The 25,666-nt window shown below is 64.1% G+C and carries 26 protein-coding genes and 2 pseudogenes; 16 read left to right on the plus strand and 12 right to left on the minus strand.

What is annotated here, in order from left to right:
• Positions 1-248: AAA family ATPase (locus ACK59L_RS17565; protein ID WP_409275036.1), on the minus strand; the 248-nt coding region annotated here is incomplete at its 3' end.
• A 112-nt stretch (positions 249-360) separates the two neighbouring features.
• On the opposite strand from ACK59L_RS17565, the pseudogene ACK59L_RS17570 reads away from it, so the two are divergent.
• Positions 361-603, plus strand: a pseudogene (locus tag ACK59L_RS17570) (phosphate-starvation-inducible protein PsiE); the annotation flags it as partial.
• A gap of 3 nt (positions 604-606) precedes the next feature.
• Here the strand turns inward: ACK59L_RS17570 and ACK59L_RS17575 are convergent.
• The 3 genes from ACK59L_RS17575 to ACK59L_RS17585 form a co-directional block, all read right to left on the minus strand.
• A complete protein-coding gene (locus ACK59L_RS17575) occupies positions 607-897 on the minus strand; it encodes a DUF3509 domain-containing protein (RefSeq protein WP_409275038.1) in 291 nt (96 codons plus the stop codon).
• Positions 898-1,057: 160 nt separating this feature from the next.
• The gene (locus ACK59L_RS17580; RefSeq protein ID WP_058604891.1) at positions 1,058-1,405 is read right to left on the minus strand and encodes an HPF/RaiA family ribosome-associated protein; all 348 of its coding nucleotides are present in this window, start codon (positions 1,403-1,405) and stop codon (positions 1,058-1,060) included.
• Between the two features lie 10 nt (positions 1,406-1,415).
• Positions 1,416-1,646 carry a hypothetical protein gene (locus tag ACK59L_RS17585; RefSeq protein ID WP_409275040.1) on the minus strand — a complete coding sequence of 77 codons (231 nt, stop codon included), beginning with the start codon at positions 1,644-1,646 and terminating at the stop codon, positions 1,416-1,418.
• On the opposite strand from ACK59L_RS17585, the gene ACK59L_RS17590 reads away from it, so the two are divergent.
• The 6 genes from ACK59L_RS17590 (at position 1,645) to ACK59L_RS17615 (ending at position 7,935) form a co-directional block, all read left to right on the plus strand.
• Complete coding sequence (locus tag ACK59L_RS17590; RefSeq protein ID WP_409275042.1) at positions 1,645-1,950, plus strand: DUF3649 domain-containing protein; 306 nt, start codon at positions 1,645-1,647, stop codon at positions 1,948-1,950. The two genes, ACK59L_RS17585 and ACK59L_RS17590, sit on opposite strands and share 2 nt — an antisense overlap.
• Positions 1,947-3,524 (plus strand): PepSY-associated TM helix domain-containing protein, encoded by a 1,578-nt coding sequence (locus ACK59L_RS17595; RefSeq protein WP_409275044.1) that lies wholly within the window; start codon positions 1,947-1,949, stop codon positions 3,522-3,524. Before ACK59L_RS17590 ends, ACK59L_RS17595 begins: the two co-directional genes overlap by 4 nt.
• Positions 3,524-3,850: a DUF3325 domain-containing protein gene (locus tag ACK59L_RS17600; protein ID WP_409275046.1), complete on the plus strand. Its 327-nt coding sequence runs from the start codon at positions 3,524-3,526 to the stop codon at positions 3,848-3,850. Before ACK59L_RS17595 ends, ACK59L_RS17600 begins: the two co-directional genes overlap by 1 nt.
• A 4-nt stretch (positions 3,851-3,854) precedes the next feature.
• The gene (locus ACK59L_RS17605) at positions 3,855-4,424 is read left to right on the plus strand and encodes an RNA polymerase sigma factor (protein WP_409275048.1); all 570 of its coding nucleotides are present in this window, start codon (positions 3,855-3,857) and stop codon (positions 4,422-4,424) included.
• On the plus strand, positions 4,421-5,407 hold the full coding sequence (locus ACK59L_RS17610) for a FecR family protein (RefSeq protein ID WP_409275050.1): 987 nt from the start codon (positions 4,421-4,423) through the stop codon (positions 5,405-5,407). The genes ACK59L_RS17605 and ACK59L_RS17610 overlap by 4 nt, the downstream gene beginning before the upstream one ends.
• Before the next feature lie 137 nt (positions 5,408-5,544).
• Entirely contained in the window at positions 5,545-7,935 is a 2,391-nt protein-coding gene (locus ACK59L_RS17615; RefSeq protein ID WP_409275052.1) for a TonB-dependent siderophore receptor, read from the plus strand.
• On the opposite strand, the gene ACK59L_RS17620 is transcribed toward ACK59L_RS17615, so the two are convergent.
• Positions 7,932-8,819 carry a helix-turn-helix domain-containing protein gene (locus ACK59L_RS17620; RefSeq protein ID WP_058637190.1) on the minus strand — a complete coding sequence of 296 codons (888 nt, stop codon included), beginning with the start codon at positions 8,817-8,819 and terminating at the stop codon, positions 7,932-7,934. The two genes, ACK59L_RS17615 and ACK59L_RS17620, sit on opposite strands and share 4 nt — an antisense overlap.
• A 182-nt stretch (positions 8,820-9,001) precedes the next feature.
• On the opposite strand from ACK59L_RS17620, the gene ACK59L_RS17625 reads away from it, so the two are divergent.
• Complete coding sequence (locus tag ACK59L_RS17625; protein ID WP_409275054.1) at positions 9,002-9,904, plus strand: DMT family transporter; 903 nt, start codon at positions 9,002-9,004, stop codon at positions 9,902-9,904.
• A 56-nt stretch (positions 9,905-9,960) separates the two neighbouring features.
• Here the strand turns inward: ACK59L_RS17625 and ACK59L_RS17630 are convergent, their stop codons facing one another.
• On the minus strand, positions 9,961-10,935 hold the full coding sequence (locus tag ACK59L_RS17630) for a 2-hydroxyacid dehydrogenase (protein ID WP_409275056.1): 975 nt from the start codon (positions 10,933-10,935) through the stop codon (positions 9,961-9,963).
• 73 nt (positions 10,936-11,008) lie between these two features.
• Positions 11,009-11,938, minus strand: coding sequence for a LysR family transcriptional regulator (locus ACK59L_RS17635; RefSeq protein ID WP_058604901.1), 930 nt, complete (start codon positions 11,936-11,938; stop codon positions 11,009-11,011).
• A gap of 191 nt (positions 11,939-12,129) precedes the next feature.
• On the opposite strand from ACK59L_RS17635, the gene ACK59L_RS17640 reads away from it, so the two are divergent.
• From ACK59L_RS17640 to ACK59L_RS17655, 4 genes are read left to right on the plus strand one after another with little or no spacing between them, the layout of a single operon-like run.
• Positions 12,130-13,659, plus strand: coding sequence for an efflux transporter outer membrane subunit (locus ACK59L_RS17640; protein WP_409275059.1), 1,530 nt, complete (start codon positions 12,130-12,132; stop codon positions 13,657-13,659).
• Positions 13,656-15,833 carry an FUSC family protein gene (locus ACK59L_RS17645; protein WP_409275061.1) on the plus strand — a complete coding sequence of 726 codons (2,178 nt, stop codon included), beginning with the start codon at positions 13,656-13,658 and terminating at the stop codon, positions 15,831-15,833. The genes ACK59L_RS17640 and ACK59L_RS17645 overlap by 4 nt, the downstream gene beginning before the upstream one ends.
• Complete coding sequence (locus tag ACK59L_RS17650) at positions 15,823-16,023, plus strand: DUF1656 domain-containing protein (RefSeq protein WP_023534307.1); 201 nt, start codon at positions 15,823-15,825, stop codon at positions 16,021-16,023. The genes ACK59L_RS17645 and ACK59L_RS17650 overlap by 11 nt, the downstream gene beginning before the upstream one ends.
• 10 nt (positions 16,024-16,033) lie before the next feature.
• Positions 16,034-16,888 carry an efflux RND transporter periplasmic adaptor subunit gene (locus ACK59L_RS17655; RefSeq protein ID WP_409275063.1) on the plus strand — a complete coding sequence of 285 codons (855 nt, stop codon included), beginning with the start codon at positions 16,034-16,036 and terminating at the stop codon, positions 16,886-16,888.
• 79 nt (positions 16,889-16,967) lie between these two features.
• On the opposite strand, the gene ACK59L_RS17660 is transcribed toward ACK59L_RS17655, so the two are convergent.
• A complete protein-coding gene (locus ACK59L_RS17660) occupies positions 16,968-17,414 on the minus strand; it encodes a universal stress protein (RefSeq protein WP_409275065.1) in 447 nt (148 codons plus the stop codon).
• Between the two features lie 181 nt (positions 17,415-17,595).
• On the opposite strand from ACK59L_RS17660, the gene ACK59L_RS17665 reads away from it, so the two are divergent.
• From ACK59L_RS17665 to ACK59L_RS17680, 4 genes are all read left to right on the plus strand, one after another.
• On the plus strand, positions 17,596-18,501 hold the full coding sequence (locus ACK59L_RS17665; RefSeq protein WP_409275067.1) for a LysR family transcriptional regulator: 906 nt from the start codon (positions 17,596-17,598) through the stop codon (positions 18,499-18,501).
• A 115-nt stretch (positions 18,502-18,616) separates the two neighbouring features.
• Complete coding sequence (locus tag ACK59L_RS17670) at positions 18,617-20,158, plus strand: MFS transporter (protein WP_409275069.1); 1,542 nt, start codon at positions 18,617-18,619, stop codon at positions 20,156-20,158.
• A 27-nt stretch (positions 20,159-20,185) separates the two neighbouring features.
• The gene (locus ACK59L_RS17675) at positions 20,186-21,259 is read left to right on the plus strand and encodes an HlyD family secretion protein (RefSeq protein ID WP_196135126.1); all 1,074 of its coding nucleotides are present in this window, start codon (positions 20,186-20,188) and stop codon (positions 21,257-21,259) included.
• Positions 21,256-22,764 (plus strand): efflux transporter outer membrane subunit, encoded by a 1,509-nt coding sequence (locus tag ACK59L_RS17680; protein ID WP_196135125.1) that lies wholly within the window; start codon positions 21,256-21,258, stop codon positions 22,762-22,764. The genes ACK59L_RS17675 and ACK59L_RS17680 overlap by 4 nt, the downstream gene beginning before the upstream one ends.
• 21 nt (positions 22,765-22,785) lie before the next feature.
• On the opposite strand, the gene ACK59L_RS17685 is transcribed toward ACK59L_RS17680, so the two are convergent.
• The 4 genes and pseudogenes from ACK59L_RS17685 to ACK59L_RS17700 form a co-directional block, all read right to left on the minus strand.
• The gene (locus ACK59L_RS17685; RefSeq protein WP_409275072.1) at positions 22,786-23,598 is read right to left on the minus strand and encodes an SDR family oxidoreductase; all 813 of its coding nucleotides are present in this window, start codon (positions 23,596-23,598) and stop codon (positions 22,786-22,788) included.
• A gap of 87 nt (positions 23,599-23,685) precedes the next feature.
• Positions 23,686-24,150: a hypothetical protein gene (locus ACK59L_RS17690; protein ID WP_058604910.1), complete on the minus strand. Its 465-nt coding sequence runs from the start codon at positions 24,148-24,150 to the stop codon at positions 23,686-23,688.
• Positions 24,151-24,317: 167 nt separating this feature from the next.
• Positions 24,318-25,295: pseudogene (locus ACK59L_RS17695) on the minus strand (sugar phosphate nucleotidyltransferase); the annotation flags it as partial.
• A 189-nt stretch (positions 25,296-25,484) separates the two neighbouring features.
• On the minus strand, positions 25,485-25,666 hold a 182-nt coding region (locus tag ACK59L_RS17700; RefSeq protein ID WP_409275074.1), incomplete at its 5' end, for a hypothetical protein.

Consider the following 25,666-nt stretch of genomic DNA (forward strand, 5'->3'; position numbering starts at 1 on the left):
TTGCCTCTCAACAAATTTTTGGGTATGAGGAATACCGGGCAGATAAATCCATCGGTCTTTCTGGAGAAAATGTTGGAGTTCCATTCTCGCCCGTTAAAAAGTGTGTCTAGAGATTCGAGAACTGACGATTTGCTAGCTCCATTTTGGCCAATAAATATACTCAGCTTATGATTTGTATCTTTTATAAAAGGCAAAAAAGTTAAATGCTGATATGTTTTATAATTTTTTAGAAATAGTCCAACGAGCATCGTTTTTCCTTGACTGTTCAGTAGGTTTTCAGTTTGAAGACCATCAAGGAATGATATCAAATGGATCTCAATTAGCCATCATTCGAATGGCTAACTAAGCCGACAGGCGACAAGGTCATTCAAGACCAACCACATGCCCATCCGCTTTCTGCTGTACGTGGCCATCACCGCGCTCACCCGCCTGTTGATTGGCGACGTGTCGCACCACAAGGCGCCCGATGTGGGGCTGCTGTACGTGTGCGGGGGGATTCTGCTGCTGGCATTCGCCATTCTGGTGGTGCGCTACGCGTCGTATCGCTATCCGTCGACCAAGGCCTTGGACGCCAGCGGCAAGGATGTGGAAGAGGGTAAGTGACCCTCAGTTGGCCACGACGTTGCGTGCTTGATCACCACTGGGGCGCGTAAGGGCGGCGAGTACTTGCATGGGGTTCTGGCTGCGGTCTATCGCCAGGCCCAGGCGGATGCTGTCGATGACCCGTTGCAGGCGGGCAGGGTCATTGCGTTGCGCCTGGCTGATCAAGCGTTTGGCGGCGATGCCCGCCTCGTCAGACAAGGTGAGCATGATGCTCCTGTCGAGCGCCTCGATGCTCAGGTTGACCCGGTACTGGGGGCTGAACGCTGCACTGATCTGATCGAATGGGTTGGTCATGATGGCACTTCTGCAACGTGATGATGCAGAAATTGACTGGCGGGGGTGGGACCGGGTTCCAACCGTTTATCGGTCGCGGCACAGCGGCAGTAGTGCAAGGCTGAGCCCTTGCGGTTGGATAAGGCAAGGGCCGCTGCGCGGCCCCGTTCCGGTCAAGCGATCAAGCCTCCGGATCGCTCAGCTCCAGCACGCCACGCTTGCTGCGCAACTTGCCGTACAGGTGCTCCAGCGCATGGGTCAGCTTGGTGGCCGCGCCTTCCACCGCCTGGTCAAGCGAGTTGGCCGTGTGGGTCACCGAGATCGGCTGATGGCCTTTGGGGCGAGCCTCCATCTGGCAGCGCTTGTCCTGTGGTCCGGGTTTGCCGCCGTTTTCATCGCGCAGGTGCACCTCGATACGGGTGAGGTCTTCCTCATAGCGCTCCAGGGTGTCTTGCACCGTGTTGCGGACCCACTCGTCGAGCCGGGCATTGCCATCGATGTGGTTGCTGCTGTTGACCTGGATTTGCATGATTCAATCCTTATTCAGCTTGCTCGCATGGAGACGCCAGGCCCTTGAGACCCTTGGAATTTCTGCGCCTCTTGACTCTAAGGTCAGGCAAGCCATTAGCGAATTCAACCCCCTCGTGAAAATAAATGTCTTGTAGCAAAGCCGATTGCTCACTTTTGTCCGGCACGCTGTCGGCCAGGCTTTGCATATGAGAATCCATATCATTATTATTGCTGGCTTCAACATTTCCGGACTTGGCCATGACCCGTAGACCCGCCAGCCTCACGCCCAGCTATCGCCTGGCCGTGGCTTCACGCAGCCTGGCGGCGTTGCTTGGCGGTTATCTGTTGGCGTCTACGGCCAGTTTCTGCGTGGCTGTGTCGCTGCCCATATCGCCGGTCGACGCCACGCTGATCGGCCTGATGCTGTCGTTCGTGTTCTACGTGTTGGCCTTCATCGGTTGCTTTGCCTGCCGTGACGCCTGGCGGGCGTGGCTGGGCGTGTTGATACCGAGCCTGGTGCTCGGGATGCTCGGCGCGCTGGTCCATTGGATGAAATTGTCATGAAAGACGGCTTTCGCCAGGCGATGGCCTGGCTGCATACCTGGACTGGCCTGCTGTTCGGCTGGCTGCTCTTTGCCATCTTCCTCACCGGCACCCTGTCGTATTTCAAGGAAGAAATCACCCACTGGATGCAGCCTGAGATAGGCCATTACGCACCCAACCCGCAAGCCGCGCTGGCAGCGGCGCAGCGCTATCTGCAAGGTCAGGCGCCCGCTTCGCAAAGCTGGTTCATCCGCCTGCCCAATGAGCGTGAAGCAGGGGTGAAGGTCGGGTACCGGGATGCGAACGGAGGGCCTCGTGGCTTCGTCACCCAGACCCTGGATGCCAAGACGGGCGAGCCCGTCATGGCGCGCGACAGTCGCGGCGGGGAGTTCTTCTACCGGTTCCACTTCCAGCTGCAGATGCCTTATCCGTATGGCCGCTGGCTGTCGACATTCTGCGCTCTGATCATGCTGCTCGGCCTGGTCACCGGCATCATCACCCATAAGAAACTGTTCAAGGAGTTCTTCACCTTCCGCCCTGGCAAGGGCCAGCGCTCCTGGCTGGACGGCCACAACGCCATCGGCGTGCTGGTGCTGCCGTTTCACCTGATGATCAGCTACAGTAGCCTGGTGCTGTTCATGTACCTGGTCATGCCCGCAGGGCTGATGGCGCATTACGGTGATGACACCTCGAAGTACTTCAATGATTTGTTTGGGGCAGGGGAGGCGCCCAAGGCAGCTCAGGTCGCCGCGCCGCTTGCCCCACTGCCGGCGCTCTATGCCCAGGTCCAGGCGCTGCAACCAGGGGCGCGGGTGGGCAACATTCGGGTCGAGAACCCGGGCGACAGCAACGCACGGGTCACCTTCACCCAGTCTGCCGCCGACCACGTTGCCTATCGGCGCAGTGCCAACTGGACCTTCGACGGCGCCACAGGCGCGCTGCTCGAACAAGGCAAGCCCGAAAGTGGCGCCATGCTGACGGCATTCAGTTTCGCCGGGTTGCACATGGGCAATTTTGCCGGCCCTTGGCTGCGGTGGCTGTATTTCTGCTTCGGGCTGGCAGGCACTGCCGTGATCGGGACCGGCCTGGTGATGTGGTTGGACAAGCGCCAGCTCAAGCATGCCAAGGCCCCGCGCGTTCCGCGTGAGCTGCGTCTGGTGGAGGTGCTCAACATCGTCAGCATGAGCGGGCTGCTGTTGGCAGTGGCCTGCTTTTTCTGGGCTAACCGGCTGCTGCCGGCGGCGCTTGAAACCCGTGCCGACTGGGAGGTCAATGCGTTCTTCATGGCATGGGGCCTGGCACTGGTGCACGCGATGGCGCGTAGCGGTCGCCGCGCCTGGGGCGAGCAGCTGGCGCTCGGGGCGCTGGCCTTCACGCTGTTGCCACTGCTCAACGCGTTGACGACCGCGCACGGGCTCAACCACGCCATCATCGATGGCGATTGGAGCATGGCTGGGTTCGATCTCACCGCATTGGGCTGCGGCCTGTTCCTGGCCTGGCTGGCAAGCAAGAAGCTGCGCCCTGCGCTGGCCTTGGCCAAGCCTTCCCGTTCACGCGCCAGCCAGGTTGGCCATGAAACGGCGCAGGCCCAGTGATGCTCGGTATCGCCCTGATCGCCTTCGCGGGGTTCGCCGCCTTGTGTCTGGCCATGCCCAAGCACTTCCAAGCGCTGCTGGGCCGCGCGCCTGGTCCAGGACAACCGCGGCTGTTACGAGCGACCGGCTGGCTCATGCTGCTGGTTTCATTGGTCCTTGGCGTGCAGGCGCGGGGCTGGGCTCACGGTCTTGTGGAGTGGACGGCCGTTGCGATGGTAGGTGTGACCTTGTGGGTGTTCGGGCTGGCGTACCTGCCTCGCTTGCTGGTCGGCCTGGCCGCTGTCAGTGCATTGCTGGGGCCGTTGTTGGTCCTGTTAGCCGGATGATGCCATGAGCCCCACGACGCAGAATGACGGCTCAGAGTGTGAATCGAGCGCTCGTGCCCGCTTTATCCAGGTCTTCATGGCCCAGCGCGCGCGCATGGAGGCGCTGGTCAGTCGCCGGGTAGGTTGCCGGGCCACCGCCTCCGACTTGGTCCAGGAGCTGTTCTTGCGCTTCTGGGGGCGTGCGCAAGTGAAGGTCGAAGCCCTGGACACCTACTTGATGCGCTGCGCCGGCAACCTGGCCATCGATCACCTGCGCAGCGAAAGCAGCCGCCAGCGTGCTTTGGCCGATGTTTCACAGGGCAGCGCGCACCTTGTGAGCCAGACGCTGGAGCAGACCCTGGAGGTGGACGACGATCTGCAACGCATCGAAAACGCCTTGCGTGCGTTGCCCGAGCGTACCCGGCAAATCTTTCTGCTCAACCGTGTCCACGGCTGCACGTACAGCGAAATAGCACGCGCCATGCAACTGTCCCAAAGCGCTGTGGAAAAACATATGATGCGTGCCCTGCAAGCGTGCAAGGCCAGTGTCGCCCAGGCCGCGCCCATTCCACGACGACCACGGGGCACGCCGTGACCACCACGTTACCTGTTGTCACCCAAGCGCAGTCCGATGCCGCCCTGCAGTGGCTTGTACGCATCAACGGGCAGCCCGAGCAAGCCCGCAGTGCGGCGTTCAGGCGTTGGCTGCTGGCCGACCCGCGGCATCCGGTCGCGTACGAGCAGGCGCAGGCGCTGTGGAACCACAGCGCCCCCGCTGCGGCGACTCTGGCCGATGAAGACCGGCTGGCCCTGCAACATTACCTCGACCGGATGAGCCCGCCCGCTGCCAGGCGCCCCGGACGTTGGCGTGCAGGGGCGTTGGCCATGGCCGCTTGCCTGATCATGGCCATCGGCATGCTCGGTGGGTGGCAGCCCGGTCATTGGCTGCTGGACCTGCGCGCCGACTACAGCACGTCGGCCGACCGGCGCGAAGTGACCTTGCCAGACCACTCGGCGGTCACGCTGGACGCCCACAGTGCGATTGCCGTGCAATTCGAAAACGGCCAGCGCCGCGTGCGGTTGCTGCACGGTGCTGCGTTCTTCAAGGTCACCCACACCGGCGAGCCCTTTGTGGTGCAGGCCGCGCAGGGGCAGGTGCGAGTGCTGGGCACCGAGTTCGAAGTGCGCGAGCAGGGCGCCGCCACCCAGGTCACCGTCCGCGCCGGTCGCGTGGCGGTCAGCCCGTCCAAGGGGGCCATGGCACGTGAGTTGATTGCCAATCAGCAGGTGAGCTACGGCGCGGGGCAGGTCAGCCACACGTTGTCGGTCGACAGCGCGCAGCACCTGGCATGGCGCGAGGGTTGGCTGACCTATTCCCAGGCGCCCCTGGCCCAGGTGGTTGAGGAACTGGGTCGCTATTACCCCGGCCACATCGTGCTGCTGAACGAGGCTTTGGGGCGGCGTGAAGTCAGTGGCAGCTTCCCCATTGCCGAACCCTTGCAGGCGCTGGACTCACTGGGCGCAGTGCTCGGCTTTTCGCGTCAGACAGTGCTTGGTCGGTTCACGGTTATCCGTTGATTGCTGGTCGTTGACCACCCTATTTCATGCCCTCCAAAAAACTTCCTACCGCAGGTGAGGTAACAGCACGCCATAACCGTGTAGTGCGTGAAAGTGCGATTCATTCGCACTCAATACCCTCTCTCAGGTCAGCGTCCATGAAGTCTACCTTGCGTTGCGTCCCCCTTTGGCTCGGTCTTGCAGTACTCCCGCCGTTCATCTACACCCAGGCGGCGAGTGCGGCGCAACGCGCGCAAGCTTATACCTTCGACCAACCTGCCCAGCCACTGATCCAGGCCCTCGCCGCCTTCAGCCGCGTTACCGGGCAGAGCGTGGTCCATACCCTGACGCTACCTGCCGTGCAAGCGCCTGCGCTGCACGGGGCCTTGAGCGCCGAGCAGGCGTTGCAGCGCTTGTTGGGTAATGCCGGGCTGACCTGGCAACGGGTCGATGCCCATACCTTTACCCTGCAGGCACTGGACACCGCCGGTGCCTTGAACCTGCAGGCCACCACCGTGACTTCGCAGCTCGACAGCTTGAGCTATCAGCCACCGACCACCACCTCGATCATGCGCGGCCAGGGCCCCACCCAGGACATCCCCCAGGCGATCAACGTGGTGCCCGCCCAAGTACTGCGCGACCAGGCGCCGCGCAACCTGGATGATGCCCTGGCCAACGTCAGCGGCATTACCCAAGGCAACAATTTCGGCGGTACCTCCGACACTGTCATGAAGCGGGGCTTTGGCGACAACCGCGACGGTTCGATCATGCGCGATGGCATGCCGTTGGTGCAGGGCCGCAGCCTCAGCGCCAGCACCGAGCGGGTCGAGGTGCTCAAGGGGCCGGCTTCGCTGTTGTACGGCATCCAGGATCCAGGCGGGGTGATCAACGTGGTCAGCAAGCGGCCTCAGCTCCAGGCCTACAACGCACTGACTGCACGCGGCTCGACCTACGGCGATGGCAAGAACGGCAGCGGTGGTGGGTTCGACAGCACCGGTGCGCTGGGCGACAGCAACTTGGCCTACCGCCTGATTGCCGACCACACGGACGAAGACTACTGGCGCAACTACGGCGTGCGCCGCGAGACACTGCTGGCCCCCTCGCTGGCCTGGCTGGGCGAGGATACCCAAATAGTGGTGGCCTACGAGCACCGTGAATTTCTTTACCCGTTCGACCGCGGCACGGCCTTCGGCAACGACGGCCATCCGCTCAACATCCCGGCCACGCGGCGCCTGGATGAGCCGTTCAACGACATGCAGGGCCGCTCCGACCTCTACAGCCTGCAACTGGACCATCAGCTTGCCGACGACTGGAAGCTGCACCTGGGCTACAGCTTCAACCGGGAAACCTATGACGCCAGCCAGGTCCGCGTGACCGGGGTCAACCCGCGCACCGGCACACTAACGCGCAGCATCGATGGCACGCGCGGTGCCATGAGCCGAGACCAGTTCGTCACGGCGAGCCTGGCCGGCACAGTCCAGTTGGCAGGCCTGCAGCATGATCTGCTGGTGGGCCTGGACCATGAAGACCGCAAGGTGTACCGCGCCGACCTGATCCGCCAGACGCCGCGCACCCCCTTCAGCTACCTGAACCCTGTGTATGAGCGTGAAGTGGAGGGCAGCACAGTGCGCGCCTCCGACAGTGACCAGACCGACGAGCTGCGCACCGACGCCTTGTTCATGCAGGATGCGCTGCACCTGGACGATCACTGGATCCTGGTGGCCGGTGGGCGCTTCCAGCAATATGACCAGTACGCCGGTCGCGGACGCCCGTTCAGGGCCAACACCGACATCAGTGGGCAAACCTGGGTCCCCCATGCGGGGGTGGTGTACAAGGTCGATGAACAGCTCTCGTTCTACGGCAGCTACAGCGAATCGTTCAAGCCCAACTCGACCATTGCACCACTGGCCGGCAACGTGGTGCTCGACGGCGCCATCGCCCCGGAAGAGGGCAAGTCGTGGGAGCTTGGGGCCAAGCTCGACGTACCAGGGCGCATCACCGGCACCCTGGCCTTGTTCGACATCACCAAGCGCAACGTTCTGGTGTCCAACTTCGATTCGAGCACCCGCGAGACGGTCTACAGCAATGCCGGTGAAGTGAACTCCCGGGGCGTCGAGCTGGACCTGACCGGCCAGTTGAGCGAGCGCTGGAGCCTGATCGGCAGCTACGCCTTCACCGATGCCAAGGTCACCCAGGACCCGGCCCTCAAGGGCAACCGCCTGCAGAACGTGGCGCGGCACGGCGCTTCGTTGTCCGCCGTCTACGATTTCGGCAGCCTGGTCGGTGGCGACAGCCTGCGCGCCGGTGCCGGGGCGCGTTATGTGGGCGAGCGTACCGGCAATGCCACCAACACCTTCGACCTGCCGTCCTACACGGTGGCCGACGCCTTCGCCAGCTACGAGACCCAGCTGGACGCGCACACCGTTCGCCTGCAACTGAACGTCAAGAACCTGTTCGACAAGGTGTACTACAGCTCGTCGGTGAATCAGTACTTCGTGGCGGTGGGCGATGCGCGGCAGGTGAGCGTATCGGGCACCTTCGAATTCTAGCGACCAGCCCTGCGGCCCAGGGCCTGGCGATACTCCCCAGGCGTGGCCGCCAGCACCTGGCGGAAGCGATTGCTGAAATGGCTGGCACTGGCGAAACCGCAGGCCAGGGCCACCTCGCCCAGGGGCGCATGGCCCAGCCGCAGCAGCAGGCACGCCCGGTGCAGGCGCCGGGCCAGCAGGTATTGATGGGGGGGCAAGCCGAAGCTCACGCGAAACATGCGTGCGAAATGGTACTCGGACAGGTTGCAGCGCACGGCCAGCTCGCCCAGGGTAAGGGCATGCTCCAGGTGGGCTTCGATGTAGTCGATCAACTGCCGGCGCTGGCTGGGCGCCAGCCCGCCCTTCAGGCGCAGCCCCTGGCGCAGGCCCACTTGGCTGAGCAAGGCATGGTCGACGATCTCGTGGGCCAGGCTGCTGGCCAGCAAACGTTCGGCCGGCTCGTTCCAGTCAAGGCCTGACAGCTGGCGAAAGCGCAGGGCCTGCCTGGGGTCGTCCATGAAGGTCGCCTCCTGCAGTTGCAGCGCCCGCGGCTCCCGGTCGAGCAGGCGTACGCACCCCAGCGCGAACTGCGCCGGGCTCACATACAGGTGGGCCATGCGGATGGCCCCGTTGATCACCCAGTTCGATTCGTGCTCGGCCGGCAATACGCACAGCTTGTCCGGAGCCCCCTTGTCGGCCGGGCGTTGGCGCCGAAAGGTGCCGGTACCGTCAGCCAGGTAGCAGGACAGGGTGTGGTGGCTGGGTGCCTGGTAGTCGCGGGCATCGTCGCGGTTGCGCCACAGCGCAGCCGCCAGCCCGTCGCCCAGGTGCGCGCTGAGCTCCAGGCGGGCGTTGGGGGATGCATGCATCACATTGAACACTTGCAGCTGCGTGAATGGCGTCATCGGGGCCTACCTCTGCTGTACATGCTACTGCGGCCAAGGGCAGGTGACAGCGCTCTGATGCGCAAAAGCGCAAGTTTATGCAAGCAGAGCAGGGCTACCGAGCGAAATACTGGCGGTGCCCGTTACCCCAGGCAGGCCTGCCTTGGCCGGGACACCCGTGGAAGGCCCAAAGGAAACACACCATGAACCTGTCGCTCTACCTGCTCACCGTGCTGATCTGGGGTACGACCTGGATTGCCCTGAAATTCCAGCTAGGTGGGGTCGCCATCCCCGTATCCATCGTCTATCGCTTTGCCTTGGCAGCACTGATCCTGTTTGCCGTGCTGTTGCTCACCCGGCGCCTGCAGCCCATGGGTCGGCGTGGCCACCAGATCTGCCTGGCCCAGGGGCTATGCTTGTTCTGCATCAACTTCATCTGCTTTCTCAGCGCCAGCCAATGGATCGCCAGCGGCCTCATTGCCGTGGTGTTCTCCACCGCCACCTTGTGGAACGCGATCAATGCTCGGCTGTTTTTTGGCCGGCAGGTGGCCCCGCATGTACTAGGCGGTGGCGCCTTGGGGTTACTGGGCCTGGGCCTGCTGTTCTGGCCGGAGCTGTCGCATCATGCGGCCAGCCGCCAAACCCTCTATGGCCTTGGTCTGGCGCTGCTTGGCACCTTGTGTTTTTCGGCAGGCAACATGCTTTCGAGTGTTCAGCAGGCGGCCGGGCTCAAGCCCATGACCACCAATGCCTGGGGCATGGCTTATGGAGCAGGCATGCTGGCAATTGCCTGCCTGGTGGGTGGGATTCCGTTCGAGATGGAGTGGAGCGCACGCTACGTGGGCTCACTGCTGTACCTGTCGGTGCCGGGCTCGGTGATCGCGTTCACCGCATACCTGACCTTGGTCGGGCGCATGGGGCCGGAGCGTGCGGCCTACTGCACGGTGCTTTTCCCGCTGGTGGCCCTGAACGTGTCGGCGGCCGTCGAAGGCTATCAATGGACGCCCACCGCCTTGCTTGGCCTGGTAGCGGTGATGGCGGGCAATGTGCTGGTGTTTCGCAAACCCAAGGCTGCGCGCAGCCCCGAGGTGCCTCGGCCTGCCTAGGCCTGTTCATGAAACAGGGCCGCATTGATTGCGGCCCGTGTCAGCTACGCCCGTGCTCAGCCTTTCCACACCTGAGGATTGACCAGGTCCCTGGGCCGTTCACCCAGCAGCGCCGCGCGCAGGTTGTCGATGGCGCGGTTGGCCATGGCCTCACGCGTCTCGGCGGTGGCCGAACCAATGTGGGGCAGGGTCAGGGCATTGGGCAGGCTGAACAGCGGGGAGTCGGCCAGGGGTTCCTTTTCATACACGTCCAGGCCGGCACCGCGGATCGTGCCGTCCTGCAGGGCCTGGATCAGTGCCGCCTCGTCCACCACCGGCCCGCGGGCAATGTTGATCAAAAACGCCGAGGGCTTCATCAGCTTCAGTTCGCGGGCGCCGATCAACTGGCGCGTGGCATCGGACAGCGGCACCACGATGCAGACGAAATCGGCTTCGCCCAGCAGTTGCTCGAGGCTACGCATCTGCGCACCCAGTTCCTGCTCCAGGGCCGTCTTGCGGCTGTTGCCGCTGTAGATGATCGGCATGTTGAAGCCAAGGCGACCCCGCCGGGCGATGGCCGCGCCGATGTTGCCCATGCCGACGATGCCCAGGGTCTTGCCATGCACGTCACTGCCGAAAAGCGCAGGCCCCACGCTGGCCTGCCAATGGCCGGCCTTGGTCCAGGCGTCGAGCTCCGCGGTTCGCCTGGCGCAGCCCATGATCAAGGAAAAGCCCAGGTCAGCCGTACTTTCAGTGAGCACGTCCGGCGTATTGGTCAGGGCGATGCCGCGCTCGTTGAAGTAGTCCAGATCGTAGTTGTCGTAGCCCACCGACACGCTGGACACCACTTCGAGCTTGCCGGCCCCTTCGAGCTGGGCACGCCCCAGCTTGCGGCCCACGCCAATCAGGCCGTGGGCATGCGGCAGGGCTTCGTTGAACTGCGCGTTGACGTCACCGCGTTTGGGATCGGGCATGATCACGGTGAAATCGTGCTGCAAGCGCTCGGCCATGGCCGGGGTGATCCGGCTGAAGGCAAGGACGGTCTTTTTCATCGTTCACCTGAAGGCAAAAGCCTGAAACTACAGGTTGTGCGCAGCAGGCTGCAACCCTTGGCCCGGTGGTGGCTCAGTGCGCTTTCAAGTCGGCTTCATGGGCCGCGAGGATTTCCGGCAGCGAGTTACGCAAGTACTCCACCCACGTCTTGATCTTGGCGTCCAGGTACTGGCGCGACGGGTAGATGGCATACAGGTTGAGTTCCTGCAGCCGGTATTGCGGCAGGATTCGCACCAGGGTGCCGTTACGCAAGCCTTCGATGGCCGAATAAATCGGCAATACCCCCACCCCCATGCCACTGCGAATGGCCGTGCGCATCGCATCGGCCGTGTTGACCATGAACGGCGAGCTGGTGATGTTGACCATTTCCTGGCCTTCGGGGCCGTCGAACAGCCATTTTTCAAGCGGTATCACCGGGCTGACCATGCGCAGGCAGGCATGCTTGAGCAGATCGGCCGGTTTGTGCGGCACGCCATGACGGGCGATATAGGCCGGCGACGCGCAGACGATGCTGTAGGTGATGCCCAGCCGTTGCGACACGAAGCCTGAATCCGGCAGCTCGGTGGCCAGCACGATGGACACGTCGTAGCCTTCGTCGAGCAGGTCGGGTACACGGTTGGCCATGGTCAGGTCGAAGGTCACGTCCGGGTGCGATTCGCGGTAGCGGGCGATGGCATCGACCACGAAATGCTGGCCCACCCCGGTCATCGAGTGCACCTTCAACTGCCCGGCAGGGCGTGCATGGGCGTCGCTGGCCTCGGCCTCGGCTTCTTCGACGTAGGTCAGAATCTGTTCGCAGCGCATCAGGTAGCGCTTGCCGGCTTCGGTCAGCGCGATGCGGCGGGTGGTGCGGTTGAGCAGGCGTGTTTGCAGATGAGCTTCCAGGTTGGAGACGGCCCGCGAGACGTTCGCGGTGGTGGTATCCAACTGGCCCGCTGCGGCCGTGAAGCTGCCGAGCTGGGCCACGCAACTGAAGGCACGCATGTTTTGCAGGGTGTCCATGGGTCACTCTCGATGTAGAGGACAAAATTGTGTCACGAAGTCGCGCAACCAGGATGAAAAGTTGCCTTCGACCAAAGGCTGATTATCGCCGTTTCAGTAATAAAGATTCGCAGGAATCAGCGCTTATCGCCAGTGTGGCTGCCCCCTAGAATTGCCCAGCCCCTCCACCTCTTCCTCGGGATATCGCAGCTGTGCCGCGTTGCATCATCGGAACGCTTCAAGCGTTCAGTGCCTGTGCCCTTGCCCTCACCTTGAGCGGCTGTATCGGAACCTGGGGCATTGCCCCGCAGACCCAAACGCTGCAAGCCAACACCCTGAGCCCCAGTGCAGCCATCGAACAGGCCGCCACCGATGCCCACTGGCCGGACCAGCAATGGTGGCGCGCCTACCGCGACCCCCAGCTCGATCACTGGATAGCACTGGCGCTGGCCGCCAACCCTAGCCTTGCCATCGCCGCAGCACGGGTGCGTCAAGCGCGTGCCCTGGCTGGCCTTGCCGAGTCGGCCGAACACCTGCAAGGCAACGGTCAGGCGACGCTCAACCGGCACAACTGGCCTGATGACCCCTTCTATGGCCCTGGCGACTTGTCCGGTGCCACCACCTGGGATAACAACGCAACCCTTGGCTTGAGCTACGCCCTCGATCTCTGGGGGCGCGAGCGCAATGCCAGCGAGCAGGCCGTGGACCAGGCCCATCGACAGGTAGCAGAGGCCAGGCAGGCACAGTTGGAGCTGCAGCACACGGTCGTGAGCGTGTACATCGAGCTGAGCCTGCATTACGCCCGGCGCGACATCATCAAGGCTCAACTGGCGCAGCAAGCGCAGATCCTGGACCTGGCCCAGCGTCGCCTGGACGCGGGCATCGGCACCCATCTGGAGGTCAGCCAGGCCCAGGCGCCGCTGCCGGAAACCCATCGCCAGCTCGACAGCCTGGACGAGGCTATCGTCCTGGCCACCCATCAGCTGGCCGCCCTGGCGGGCAAGGGGCCAGGGGAGGGCGCGCAGCTGCAGCGCCCCAGCCTGACCCTTGCCACACCGCTGACGCTGCCCTCCAGGCTACCCGCCGAACTGGTCGGCCAGCGCCCCGATGTGGTCGCCAGCCGCTGGCAGGTCGCTGCCCAGGCGCGTGGGATCGACATGGCCCACGCCGGCTTCTTCCCCAACGTGGACCTGGTCGGCAGCCTGGGTTTCGTCGCCACCGGCGGCGGCCCGCTGGCGTTTCTCACCGGGCGCAAGTTCAACTACACCGTCGGCCCGGCCGTCACCCTGCCGATCTTCGATGGCGGGCGTCTGCGCGCGCAACTGGGGGCCGCCGCCGCCGACTATGATGTGGCCGTGGCGCGCTACAACCAGACGGTGATCGGCGCGCTCAAGGACATCTCCGATCAGTTGGTGCGTCGCGAGTCGATGCAGGCGCAGGCGCACTTCGCGGCCGAGTCGGTCGCCGCCGCGCAGAAAACCTACGACATCGCCATGGTCGCCTATCAGCGGGGCCTTACCGACTACCTGAACGTGCTCAACGCGCAAACGCTGCTGTTTCGTCAGCAACAGGTTCAGCAGCAGGTGCAGGCCGCGCGCCTGATCGCCCACGCCGCCCTGGTGACGGCGCTGGGCGGCGGCCTGCAAGCCGGCTCGGATGTACCGGACCAAGAGCGCCAGGCGCCGCCAGCCACGCCGGCAACCCTCGCCATCCTCAACGCCAAGCCGAGAGCACGCCCATGAGCACATGGGGTTTACCCCTGCGCTGGTTGCAGAGCCTGCAATGGCGGCGCGGTTTCCATGCCTGGGTGCGGACCGATGGGGTCACCTGGGTGTACATCTTCAAGGTGCTGGCTGCAGCCTTCATCACCTTGTGGCTGGCCATGCGCCTGGAGTTGCCGCAGCCGCGTACCGCCATGATCACGGTGTTCATCGTCATGCAGCCGCAAAGCGGGCATGTGTTCGCCAAGAGCTTCTACCGGGTGCTGGGCACCCTGGCCGGCTCTGTGATGATGGTCGCATTGATGGCCGTCTTCCCGCAGAACACCGAACTGTTTCTGCCCAGCCTGGCCGTCTGGGTGGGCCTGTGCTCGGCAGGCGCCATGCGCTACCGCACCTTCCAGGCGTATGGCTTCGTGCTGGCCGGCTACACCGCGGCGATGATCGGCCTGCCGGTGTTGCAGCACCCCGACCAGGCATTCATGGCCGCGGTCTGGCGAGTGCTGGAGATTGCCCTGGGCATCCTGGTGTCCACCTTCGTCAGCGCCGCCATCCTGCCGCAGTCGGCCAGTGCCGCCATGCGCAACGCCCTGTACCAGCGCTTCGGCGCGTTCGCGGCCGTAGTCGTCGAAGCCTTGCGCGGCGACAGTCAGCGTGAGCGTTTCGAAAGCAGCAATGTGCGCTTCGTGGCCGAGGCGGTGGGGCTGGAAAGCCTGCGCAACGTCACTGCCTTCGAGGACCCGCACATGCGTCGGCGCAGTGGCCGGCTGGTGCGCATGAACAGCGAATTCATGGCCATCACCACACGCTTCAACGCCCTGCACCGCCTGATCGAGCGGCTTCGCGCACGCGGGCCCGCACAGATCGTCAGCGCCATCGAGCCTGGCCTGCACACCCTCGTCGCCCTGCTCGAACCCTATGTGGGGCGCGCGCTGACCGACGCCGACGCCTTGCGCCTGACCCTCGAGCTCGGTGCCTACCGCGAAGGGTTGCAGGCCCAGGTCCGCAGCTTGCGCGCCGACTACCTGGCCACCGCGCCCGGCGAAGCCGACCTGCTGGATTTTCACACGGCGTTCGAGTTGCTCTACCGCTTCGTGGACGAGATGTACAGCTACGCCGAAACCCACGCCTCCCTGGCCGTGCACAACCACGCGCGGGAGCAGTGGGACGAACCCTACGTGGCACAGACCAGTACCTTGGTATGCCTGGCAGCCGGGCTGCGCTCGGCGGCGGTGCTGTTGCTGCTGGGCAGTTACTGGCTGATCAGCGACTGGCCAAGCGGCGCCATGATGACCTTGATCGCCACGGTCACTGCCGGGCTGTCGGCGGCCTCGCCCAACCCCAAGCGCCTGTCGTTCCAGATGGCCTGCGGCACGGCGATAGGCGCGGTGGTCGGTTTTTTCGAAACCTTCTTCGTGTTTCCCTGGATCGACGGCTTCCCTTTGCTGTGCATGGTCCTGGCGCCGGTGTTCGTGCTGGGCGCGTTTCTCTCGTCGCGCCCGGCCTACTCGGGCTACGGCATTGGCCTGCTGGTGTTTTTCGCCATTGGCTCGGTGCCCAACAACCTGACGGTGTATGACCCGTACAGCTTCATAAACGACTACATCGCCATGGTCGTCGGCATGTTCGTGTGCGCGGCTGCCGGGGCGATCATCCTGCCACCCAATAGCCGCTGGTTGTGGAGCCGGCTGGAGCAGGCCTTGCGTGAACAAGTGCTGTTTGCCATCAGCGGGCGCCTGCGCGGCATCGGCACGGCTTTCGAAAGCCGCACGCGCGACTTGCTGCACCAGGCCTATGGCCTGGCGGCCGGCAAGCCCCAGGTGCAAAGCCAGTTGATGGGCTGGATGTTCAGCGTGCTGGAAATCGGCCATGCGGTTATCGAGCTGCGCAAGGAGCAGGCGCGGGCCCCCGTGCACCCGGCCTATGCCGAGTCCCAGCCGTGGCGCCAGGCTATCCGGGTCATGGGCCGTGCCCTGGCGCGCCTGTTCCTGCAGCCCAGCGTCGGGAATCATGAGCGTGCCCTGGTGGCGGTGGACCATGCCATTTCCCGGGTCCAGGCCACCGACGAGCCGTTTGCGCGGCACTTCGACACGTCAGTGCTACGCCGTGTGCAGAGCTACCTGCACTTCATCCGCTCGTCCTTGCTCGACCCCCACTCACCGCTTGCGCCATCCAAAGGGTTGCCCCATGCCTCGTGAAATCGCCTTCCACGGCGTGTACATGCCCACCCTGACCCTGATGTTCCTGTTTGCGCTAGGCCTGGCCTGGGGGCTTGACCGGTTCATTGCCAGCGTTGATGGCTACCGTTTCTTCTGGCACCCGGCGCTGCTGCGCCTGAGCCTATTCGTCTGCCTGTTCGGCGCCCTGGCGCTGTCGCTCTACTGGTGAGAATCCTTCGATGAAAAAGTTCTTCAGCCTTGTCGCCACGTTGCTGGTCCTGACGGCCGCCGTGGTGATCGGTCGTCAGCTGTGGCTGCATTACATGACCACCCCCTGGACCCGGGATGGCCGGGTACGCGCCGACATCATCAACGTGGCAGCCGATGTGCCTGGCTACGTGGTCGATGTGCCGGTCAAGGACAACCAGCGGGTCAGCAAGGGCGACCTGTTGATCCAGATCGACCCGGAACACTACCGCTTGGCGGTCGAACAGGCCAAGGCCCTGGTCGCCGCCCGCAAGGCCACCTGGGAAATGCGCCGGGTCAATGCCAGGCGCCGTGCCGACCTGGACAACCTGGTGATCTCCAAGGAAAACCGCGACGATGCCAGCAACATTGCCAGCGCTGCTCTGGCCGACTACCAGCAGGCCCAGGCGGCCCTGGCGGCCGCCGAATTGAACCTCAAACGTACCCGGATCGTGGCCACGGTCGATGGCTATGTGACCAACCTGAACGTTCACAAGGGCGATTACGCACGCACCGGCGAGGCGGTGATGGCGGTGGTAGACGAGACGTCATTCTGGGTGTACGGGTTTTTTGAAGAAACCAAGTTGCCCCATGTGAAGGTAGGCGACCCTGCCGAACTGCAGATGATGAGCGGGGAACGCTTGCAGGGCCATGTGGAGAGCATCGCCCGGGGTATCTACGACCGCGACAACCCCCAGAGCCGCGAGCTGATTGCCGATGTGAACCCCACCTTCAACTGGGTGCGCCTGGCCCAGCGGGTGCCGGTGCGCATCCATATCGACCAGGTGCCCGAAGGCTTCTTCCTGGCAGCGGGGACTACCTGTACGGTGGTGGTCGATCCGCAGTGAAGCACTCGGCGGCCTGACACTGCGGCACGCTCCTACAGGTCCCGCATTCACCTGATGTTCAGCTTCTCAAGCGCTACGGTCAGCCGGCCCCGACCAGTACCGGCACCTGGACCTGATCGATCACCTTGGCACTGATCGAGGGGTCCAGCAGTCGCCCCAGCCGCGACAGATGACGGTGCCCCATGATGATCAGTTCACATTCCAGTGCCTGGGCCCTGGCCACGATGACCTCCACAGGCTGACCGGCCACCATGCAGCCCTGGCAGGTGAAGCCTGCCTGCTGCAAGGCACGGACCGCCTCGCCCAGGGCATGCTCGGCCTGTTGCTGTTCCTCGCACGCGGCAGGGTACTGCGCTTGTTCGTCGGCCGTGTAGGGCGCCGGTTGTTCGTGCACGGCAAAGGTGGCATCGATGGCCAGCAGTACGTGCAAGGTATGATCTTCAGGGCGACACCAGTGGCGGGCCAGGGCGAGCAGCGCTTGAGTGGCAGGGGAGGCGTCGATGGCAATGAGCACGGGGCTGGGCATGCGGGATCCTTTATCGTCAGTGGTGGCTCGTCTTCCGGCATGGGGCCGAACCTGCTGCTGCCATTCTCGACCTCAGCTGGGCTGCGAATAAAGGCCCTGCCACGCACGAGCACATTGCGTCGGGCGCAATCGAGCAACCTGCTAATATCGCCGTTTCCCAACGTCGTCTCGGAAAACGGCCATGCAACTCCCTGACATGAACCTGCTGGTCGCCCTCGACGTGCTGCTCGATGAAGGCAGCGTGGTAGGCGCGGCACAACGCATGAACCTCAGCCCAGCCGCCATGAGCCGCACGCTGGGGCGCATTCGCGAGGCCATGGGCGACCCCATCCTGGTGCGCGCCGGTCGCGGGCTGGTGCCAACGCCACGGGCCCTGGCCCTGCGCGAGCAGGTGCATGGCCTGGTTGAGCAGGCCGGGCAGGTGTTTCGCAGCCGTGAAGGCGTCGACCTGTCCAAGCTGCACCGTGCCTTCAACGTGCGTACCAACGACTTGTTCATCGCCCTCTACGGCGCCAAGCTGCTGCGCATGATGCTGGCCGACGCGCCCAATACCGTGCTGCGCTTCGTGCCCGAAGGCAGCAGTGACGACGATGCCATGTTGCGCAACGGCCACATCGACCTGATCGTTAGCTCCTCCGTGGAGCTGGGGCCGGAGATCAAGGTGCAGAGTTTGTTCAGCACCTATTTCGTCGGCCTGGCGCGCATGGAACATCCGGTCTTCGACCAGGACATCACCCCTCAACGCTTCGCCGCGTTCCCACAGATCAGCGTGTCGCGTCGCGGCCGTGCCAACGGTCCGATCGATGTGGCCCTGGCCAACCATCGGGTGGAGCGCCGGGTGGCGCTGATCACCACCAGCTTTCACTCGGCGATGTTCTCGTTACCCGATTCGGACCTGATCCTGCCGATTCCGGCCAACATCCTGAACAGTGTCCAGCGTCTGAAGCTGCCCCTGCGCGCCTTCGAGATTCCCGTACAGCTTGAAAAAGTGAACGTGATGCAGGCCTGGCACCCACGTTTCGACAACGACCCGGCCCACCAGTGGCTGCGTCAGACGATCAAGGCGTGTACCCGAAGCGATCCCTGAACAGGCCATCGTTGCGTTTGGCGCAATATAAAACTGCCAATAATTCAGTTTTCGTCAGCATTTACCCTGCCTAAAATCGCTCCAGTCGTAAAAGTGTTGCTGGAGATGTCTCTAAATGAATGCCGTTTCTGCCCCTGCTAGCGGGCTGGCTGCCACGCCTGCACCGACCGCCCCTGCACAGGGCGCGTTCGGCCTGCAGGTGGTGGTTGGGCTGTTCGGCGTGTTGCTGGCGGTGCTGTGTGCGGGCCTCAACGAGTCCGTGACCAAGATTTCCCTGGCCGATATCCGCGGGGCCATGGCTATCGGTGCCGATGAGGGGGCCTGGCTGCTGGCGGCGTACAGCGCAGCCTCCGTCTCGGCAATGGCCTTCTCGCCCTGGTTGGCGACCACCTTTTCCCTGCGGCGCTTCACCCTGGCAGCCATCGGTGCCTTCGCAGTGCTGGGTCTGCTGCAACCCTTCGCCCCCAACCTGCACAGCCTGATGCTGCTGCGGGTGCTGCAAGGGCTTGCCTCGGGGGCACTGCCGCCGATGCTGATGAGCGTGGCGCTGCGCTTCCTGCCCCCTGGCATCAAGGTCTACGGCCTGGCGTGCTATGCCTTGACTGCCACCTTCGGCCCCAACCTGGGTACACCGTTGGCCGGCTTGTGGACCGAATACGTCGGCTGGCGCTGGGCGTTCTGGCAGATCATCCTGCCGTCGCTGGTGGCCGGTGGCTGCGTGGCGTGGGGGCTGCCGCAGGACCCATTGCGCCTGGAGCGTTTCAGGCAGTTCGACTGGCGTGGTGTGCTGCTTGGGTTACCGGCGATCTGCGGTATCGTGCTGGGGTTGTCTTTGGGTGATCGCTGGGGCTGGTTCGATTCGCCGTTGATCTGCTGGCTGCTGGGCGGTGGGCTGCTGTTGTTGGTGTTGTTCATGTTCAACGAGTGGTCCGAGCCCCTGCCGTTTTTCCAGCTGCGCTTGCTGGGCCGGCGTAACCTGGCCTTTGCCCTGTTGACCGTCGCAGGCGTGCTCATCGTCCTCTCGGGTGTGGGTAGTTTGCCGTCCGCCTACCTGGCACAGCTCCAGGGCTACCGGCCCGCCCAGACCAGCCCGCTGATGCTGCTGGTGGCCATGCCACAATTGATCGCCCTGCCGCTGACCGCCGCGCTTTGCAATATCCGCGCAGTCGACTGTCGCTGGGTGCTGGGCATCGGCCTGGGGATGCTGGCCGCCTCCTGCATCGGCAGCAGCCTGCTCACCAGCCAGTGGATTCGCACCGACTTCTACCCGTTCTACCTGTTGCAGGTGTTCGGCCAGCCGATGGCGGTGCTGCCGTTGCTGATGCTCTCGACCACGGGCATGAGCCCCCAGGAAGGCCCCTTCGCCTCGGCCTGGTTCAACACCGTCAAGGGCTTGTCCGCCGTCGTGGCGGGCGGGCTGCTCGATGCCCTGGGCACGCTGCGCCGGCATTTCCATTCCAATCACCTGGTCGACAGCCTGGGCAATGCCCCGTTGCTGGACGACCACGCTGCCAGCCTTGCCAGGCGCATCCATGACCAGGCGCTGGTACTGACCTCGGCCGACCTCTACCTGGTCCTGGCCGTCATTGCCGTGGCCCTGATCTGCCTGATTCCTGTCATGCCCACCCGGGTCTATCCGCCGCGTGCGGTGGCCTGACCCCTGTCTGAATTCGAGAAACGCCAAATGACCACCCACCGTAAAACCCTGTTCATCGGCGCTGTGCTGGCCGTGGCCGTGCTGGCCGCCCTCGTCGGTCCCTGGCTGCTGGGCAGCGACCACCGACAGAGCACCAACGACGCCTACGTGACCGCCGACTACACCGTGGTCGCGCCCAAGGTCGCCGGCTTCATCACCCAGGTGCTGGTCGAGGACAACCAGCAGGTCAAGGCCGGCCAACTGCTGGCCACCATCGATGCCCGCGACTACCAGGCTGCCCTGGACGCTGCCCAGGCGCAGCTGCTGGTGGCCCAGGCTCAGAGCACCGATGCCCGTGCCACCCTCGACCGCCAGGACGCGCTGATTGCTCAGGCCCAGGCAGCGGTGAAAGCCGCCGAGGCCGAGGCGGCGTTCGCCGATCATGAAGTTCGCCGCTACGGGCGCCTGGCCGAGCAGGGCGCCGGTACCGTGCAAAACGCCCAGCAGGCACGCAGCGCCGTGGATCAGGCCCGTGCTCGCCTGGCCAATGCCCGTGCAGCTTGGGTAGCTGCGCGCAAGCAGGTGGACATCCTCGCCGCTCAGGTCGCCAGCGCCGATGGCCAGCTCAAGCGCGCCGAAGCCGGGGTGGAAAAGGCCCGGCTGGACCTCTCCTATACCCGCATCACGGCGCCGGTGGACGGTATGGTCGGTGAGCGCGCGTTGCGCATCGGGGCCTATGTCAACCCCGGGGCGCGGCTGTTGTCGGTGGTGCCCCTGCAGCAGGCCTATGTGGTAGGCAACTTCCAGGAAACCCAATTGACCCACGTGCAGCCCGGTCAGCCAGTCAGCATCAGCGTCGATACCTTTGCCGATGAACGACTCCATGGGCACGTCGAAAGCATCGCTCCGGCCACGGGGGTGACGTTCGCCGCGGTGAAGCCGGACAACGCCACCGGCAATTTCACCAAGGTGGTGCAGCGCATCCCGGTGAAGATCGTCTTCGATGACGGGCAGCCGTTGTTGACGCGCTTGCGTGTGGGCATGTCGGTCGAAGCGATCATCGACACGACCAGCGACACCCAAGGCGATAAGCTGGCCGGTAGCGAGGTGACGGCCCGATGAACATCGCCTACGCGCAGAGCCCTGCACCCGCCGGCCCACAGGCAGCCCATTCATCGCGGCCCATCACGCGTTTGGGGGGCAAGGCCCCTGCGGCCATAGTGCTCGCTGCACTGCTCACGGGCTGTACCCTTGGCCCGGACTTCCAGCAGCCCGATACCCACGCGCCCCAGCAGTGGGACCAATTGGAGGGTGAGCACGCGCCCAGCCAACCTGTGGCCGAGCCCATGCAGTTGCGCTGGTGGGACAGCTTTCACGACCCACGGCTCAGCGCACTGATCGAACAGGTCGCCGCGCGCAACCTCGATCTGCAGATCGCCAGTGCTCGCTTGCTGCAAAGCCGTGCGCTGCGCAGCACCGTGGCAGCCGACCAGCAGCCGTCGGTGGACGCCAATGCAGGCTACAGCCGTGCCCGCAACAGCGCCGAAGGGCTGAGCGACCCCTCCGGCAACGCGGGCAAATCGGCTTTCAACCTGTGGCAGGGTGACTTGGTAGCAGGTTGGGAACTGGATGTCTGGGGCCGTGTGCGGCGTCAGGTCGAAGCGGCCGACGCCAGTGTCGAGGTGGCCGAGAACGACCGAAACGGCGTCCTGCTGGCCCTGCTCGCCGAAACGGCCGGTGATTACATCCAGCTGCGCGCGGTGCAGCATACGTTGCAGGTGACCGAGGACAACCTCAAGGTCGCGCGGCACAGCCTGAAGTTGTCCGAAGACCGTCAGGCCGAAGGCGTGGCCACCCGGCTCGACGTGGCCCAGGCCAACGCCCAGGTCGCCTTGATCGAGTCGCGCCTGCCCACCTTGCAGGCGCGCCGTGACGATCTGATCAATGCCTTGAGCCTGCTGGCGGCCGAGCCCCCACGCAGCCTGCAGGGCAGCCTGCTGCAAGCCGGTGAGCTGCCCGCCCCGCAGCAGACGTTCGCCATCGGCGTGCCGTCGGAGCTGGCCGAGCGTCGTCCGGACATTCGCCAGGCCCAGGCGCGCCTGCATGCTGCCACGGCCAGTATCGGCGTGGCCAAGGCAGATTTTTATCCACGTATCCGGCTGTCTGGCAACGTGGGTTTCCAGGCCATGCAACTGGCTGACTTCGGTGCTTGGGATGCTCGCCGCTTCGCCTTCGGGCCGCAGCTGTCGCTGCCGATTTTCGAAGGCGGTCGCCTCAAGGGCACCTTGGCCCTGCGCCAGGCGCAGCAGCAGGAAGCGGCCCTGAACTACCGCAAGGTGGTGCTGGGGGCCTGGCATGAAATCGATGATGTGCTGCGCCTGTACAACGCCAGCCAGCTGCGTCGCGATCGCCTCGCCGAAGCCGTGCGTCAGAACCGCATCGCCCTGGAAACGGCCCAGCGTCAATACGTGGAAGGCGCGGTGGATTTTCTCAATGTACTGACCGTGCAGTCGGCCTTGCTGGCCAGCGAAGAGCAGTGGATCGACAGCGCTGCCGCGGTATCCCAGGCGCTCGTGGGGCTGTACAAAGCGCTCGGCGGAGGGTGGCAGGCATTCGACAAGGTCTGAACGCGCAGGCTCGTGACCGGCCTACAACGTTCGTGACAAGCCAAACCGTCTGCGCAGCACCTTGTCCAGTAAACGCTGCGGCACCAGGCGGGCCATCAGCGGCAAGGCCGTGCTGCCATTGCCCAGCCGCACCCGTGCCGGCACTGGCGAACGCTGGGTCGCTTTCAGCACGCCTTGGGCAAAGGTCGCCGCCGGTGTCGGCCTGTCGAGCGAGGCGCGGGCCCGGGCTTGGATGTGTTCACGCAGTGGCCACCACGGCGATTGCGGCGCCAGCACCTGCTGCGCCTGCTGCTGAGCGTGGCTGGCGAACTGCGAGGCGATGGCCCCAGGCTGCACCTCCATCACGCGGATGCCGAACGGCGCCAGTTCCAGGCGCAGGGCGTCGCTCAGGGCCTTCACGGCAGCCTTGGAGGCGCAGTAGGCGCCGGCGAACGGCGTGACCAGCACGCCGGAGACACTGCCGATATTCACCACCAGGCCTTGGGCGCGACGCAGCTGGGGGAACAGCGCGCGTGTCACGCCGACCAGCGCGAACACGTTTGTCTGGAACTGGCGCTGCAGGGCGTCGACCCCGCCATCGAGCAGCGGCCCCATGGCGCCGTAGCCGGCGTTGTTGATCAGGATGTCCAGTCCCTCGAGTTCCTGTGCGAGCAGGGCCAGGGCGTGTGGGTCGTTGACATCCAGTTGCCGGGCAACGAAGCCCGCAGCGGCCAGGCGCGCCACATCTTCAGCCTGGCGGGCGGTGGCCCAGACCTGATGGCCGGCATCGCGAAACGCATCGGCCAGGGCGCGGCCAATGCCGCTGGAGCAACCGGTGATCAGGACTGTCGACATGCAGAAGGCCTTTGGGTCTGGGTGGAGGGGCAGCGGGTCTGCGCCGAGTCGCCAACCGGTCGCCAGCCGTTGGGCGTCGACAAGGCGTCAGTTGGCAAAGCTGCCTTGCAGGTGCTCGGCCCTGAATTCCAACGTCTGTGCACGGTAGCCCGAGCGCAGCGCAGGCAATGGCAGGCAATCGGACCACTGCGCGCCCGGTTGCAATTCGCCAGGCCCGCGGTAGCGCGGTGCATTGTAGGTATTTTCTGCCAGGTTGACTGTGTCGCCTGGCGCATAGGCCGCCACACGCCAGCGCAGCTCGGTGAGCGGCACCTTGTTGCCGTTCTTCAGGGTGACCTGCAAGGGGCGGTCGGCGGGGCATTGGGTGGGGGCATAGGCAAGGCGCATGTCCAAGCGGGCCAGTTGCGAGGTTTCGCGAGTGTCCTGCCAGATGACGAACAAGGCCACCAGGCCCAGCCCCCCCACGGCGGCCAGCGAAATCGGCAAGGCCTTGGCAGGGTAGCGCAGTAACAGCACCAGCCAGGTGAGGATGAGGAGAGCGCCGATGATCATGAGCCTTGCAGACCTTGGTTGCGCGAGGGTTGAAGCATCGTAGCGTGAAATGGGGCAAGGCTCAAAAGGGCAGGGGTTGGCCGGCTGTGGATTGAGGAAGGCGAGGTGGGGCTCAAGTGCCGGAGCGCGAATCAGCCCCGGGACTTCAGCCTCACATCACCGCGCAATCACTGCGACGCAGCCTTGACCGCGCCGCCACACGGCGCGGACTCGGACGTTCGCCCGTACACATCCTCGAACCGCTCGATGTCATCCTCGCCCAGGTAACTGCCCGACTGCACCTCGATGATTTCAAGCGGGATCTTGCCGGGGTTGCGCAGGCGATGCACCGACGCGATCGGAATGTAGGTCGACTGGTTTTCGGTCAGCAGGAATACCTTCTGATCGCACGTCACCTCAGCCGTACCGGATACCACGATCCAGTGCTCGGCGCGGTGATGGTGCATCTGCCAGCACCCCACATCGCTCCAGCCGGCCGACATCGGCACCACGCATGCCCGCTGGGTCTTCTCCATCACGGCATAGTCGATGGAGTTGTCCGGGCAACAGGCGAAGCTGGCTTCGTCGATGGTCAACGTGGTGCCATCCACCTGGCTGCGCTCGAGCGCCAGCAAACAGGTGTCGTAGATGTCCGGGTCGTGCTTTTTCAGCTCTTCGAGAAAGCGGCTGGCACGGAACAGGAACATGCCGCTGTTCCAGAAATACCCCCCGGCCTTGACGAACTCGATGGCCCGCTGCTCGTCTGGCTTCTCCACGAACTGCGCCACCCGCGCCACACCTTCGGGCAGCAAGGCATCCTGGCTCGAACGAATGTAGCCATAGCCGGTTTCAGGCTTGGTCGCCGGCACCCCGAACAGCACCATCTCGCCCCGCTCGGCGGCCACCGTGGCCAGGGCCAATGCCCGCTGCAGCGCCTTCTGGTCATCGATGACATGGTCGGCAGGCAGCACCAGCATCAACGCGTCACGGCCTTCGTTGACCAGTTTCATGGCGCTCATGGCCACTGCTGGCGCCGTGTTGCGCCCGAACGGTTCAAGCAGGCCTTCGAACGTACAGGGGCGCGGTCGGCACGTATGTTCATGTATACGTACAGCTGTCCGGTGTTGGGTTTGTTGTTTTAAATAACAAACCATTGAGTTTAAACACTCACGCCAGGCGCGGCCATTACGGCTGGCACGCTGGATGCGATATTTGATTGCCAGGGTTTGATGTCGAGATGCTGGCAACTTTTCAATATGGAAATTTATCTTTAGGTCATCTCTTACAACCTGCGAACAGCAAAATCGTTACGGCACCTATGAGCAGTAGGGTTGAGAGAAGTTTCGGCTTGAGATTCATTCGTATGAAGGTTTTTTCAGTATTTCGCGATGGTCATACAATTTCAAATTGATGGCACCTGTCGGTTTGGCCTCGGTGGTCAAAGGGCGAAAATGATTCGGGATATTTATATGCCAGCATGGGCGACGGGAGCGAAAAAAAACGAAAAAAACGCCCCAGGTGATGATGGCAATCTGAA

The organism is Pseudomonas sp. KCJK9111, from assembly GCF_046231935.1.
Classification (GTDB): Bacteria; Pseudomonadota; Gammaproteobacteria; order Pseudomonadales; family Pseudomonadaceae; genus Aquipseudomonas; species Aquipseudomonas parafulva_B.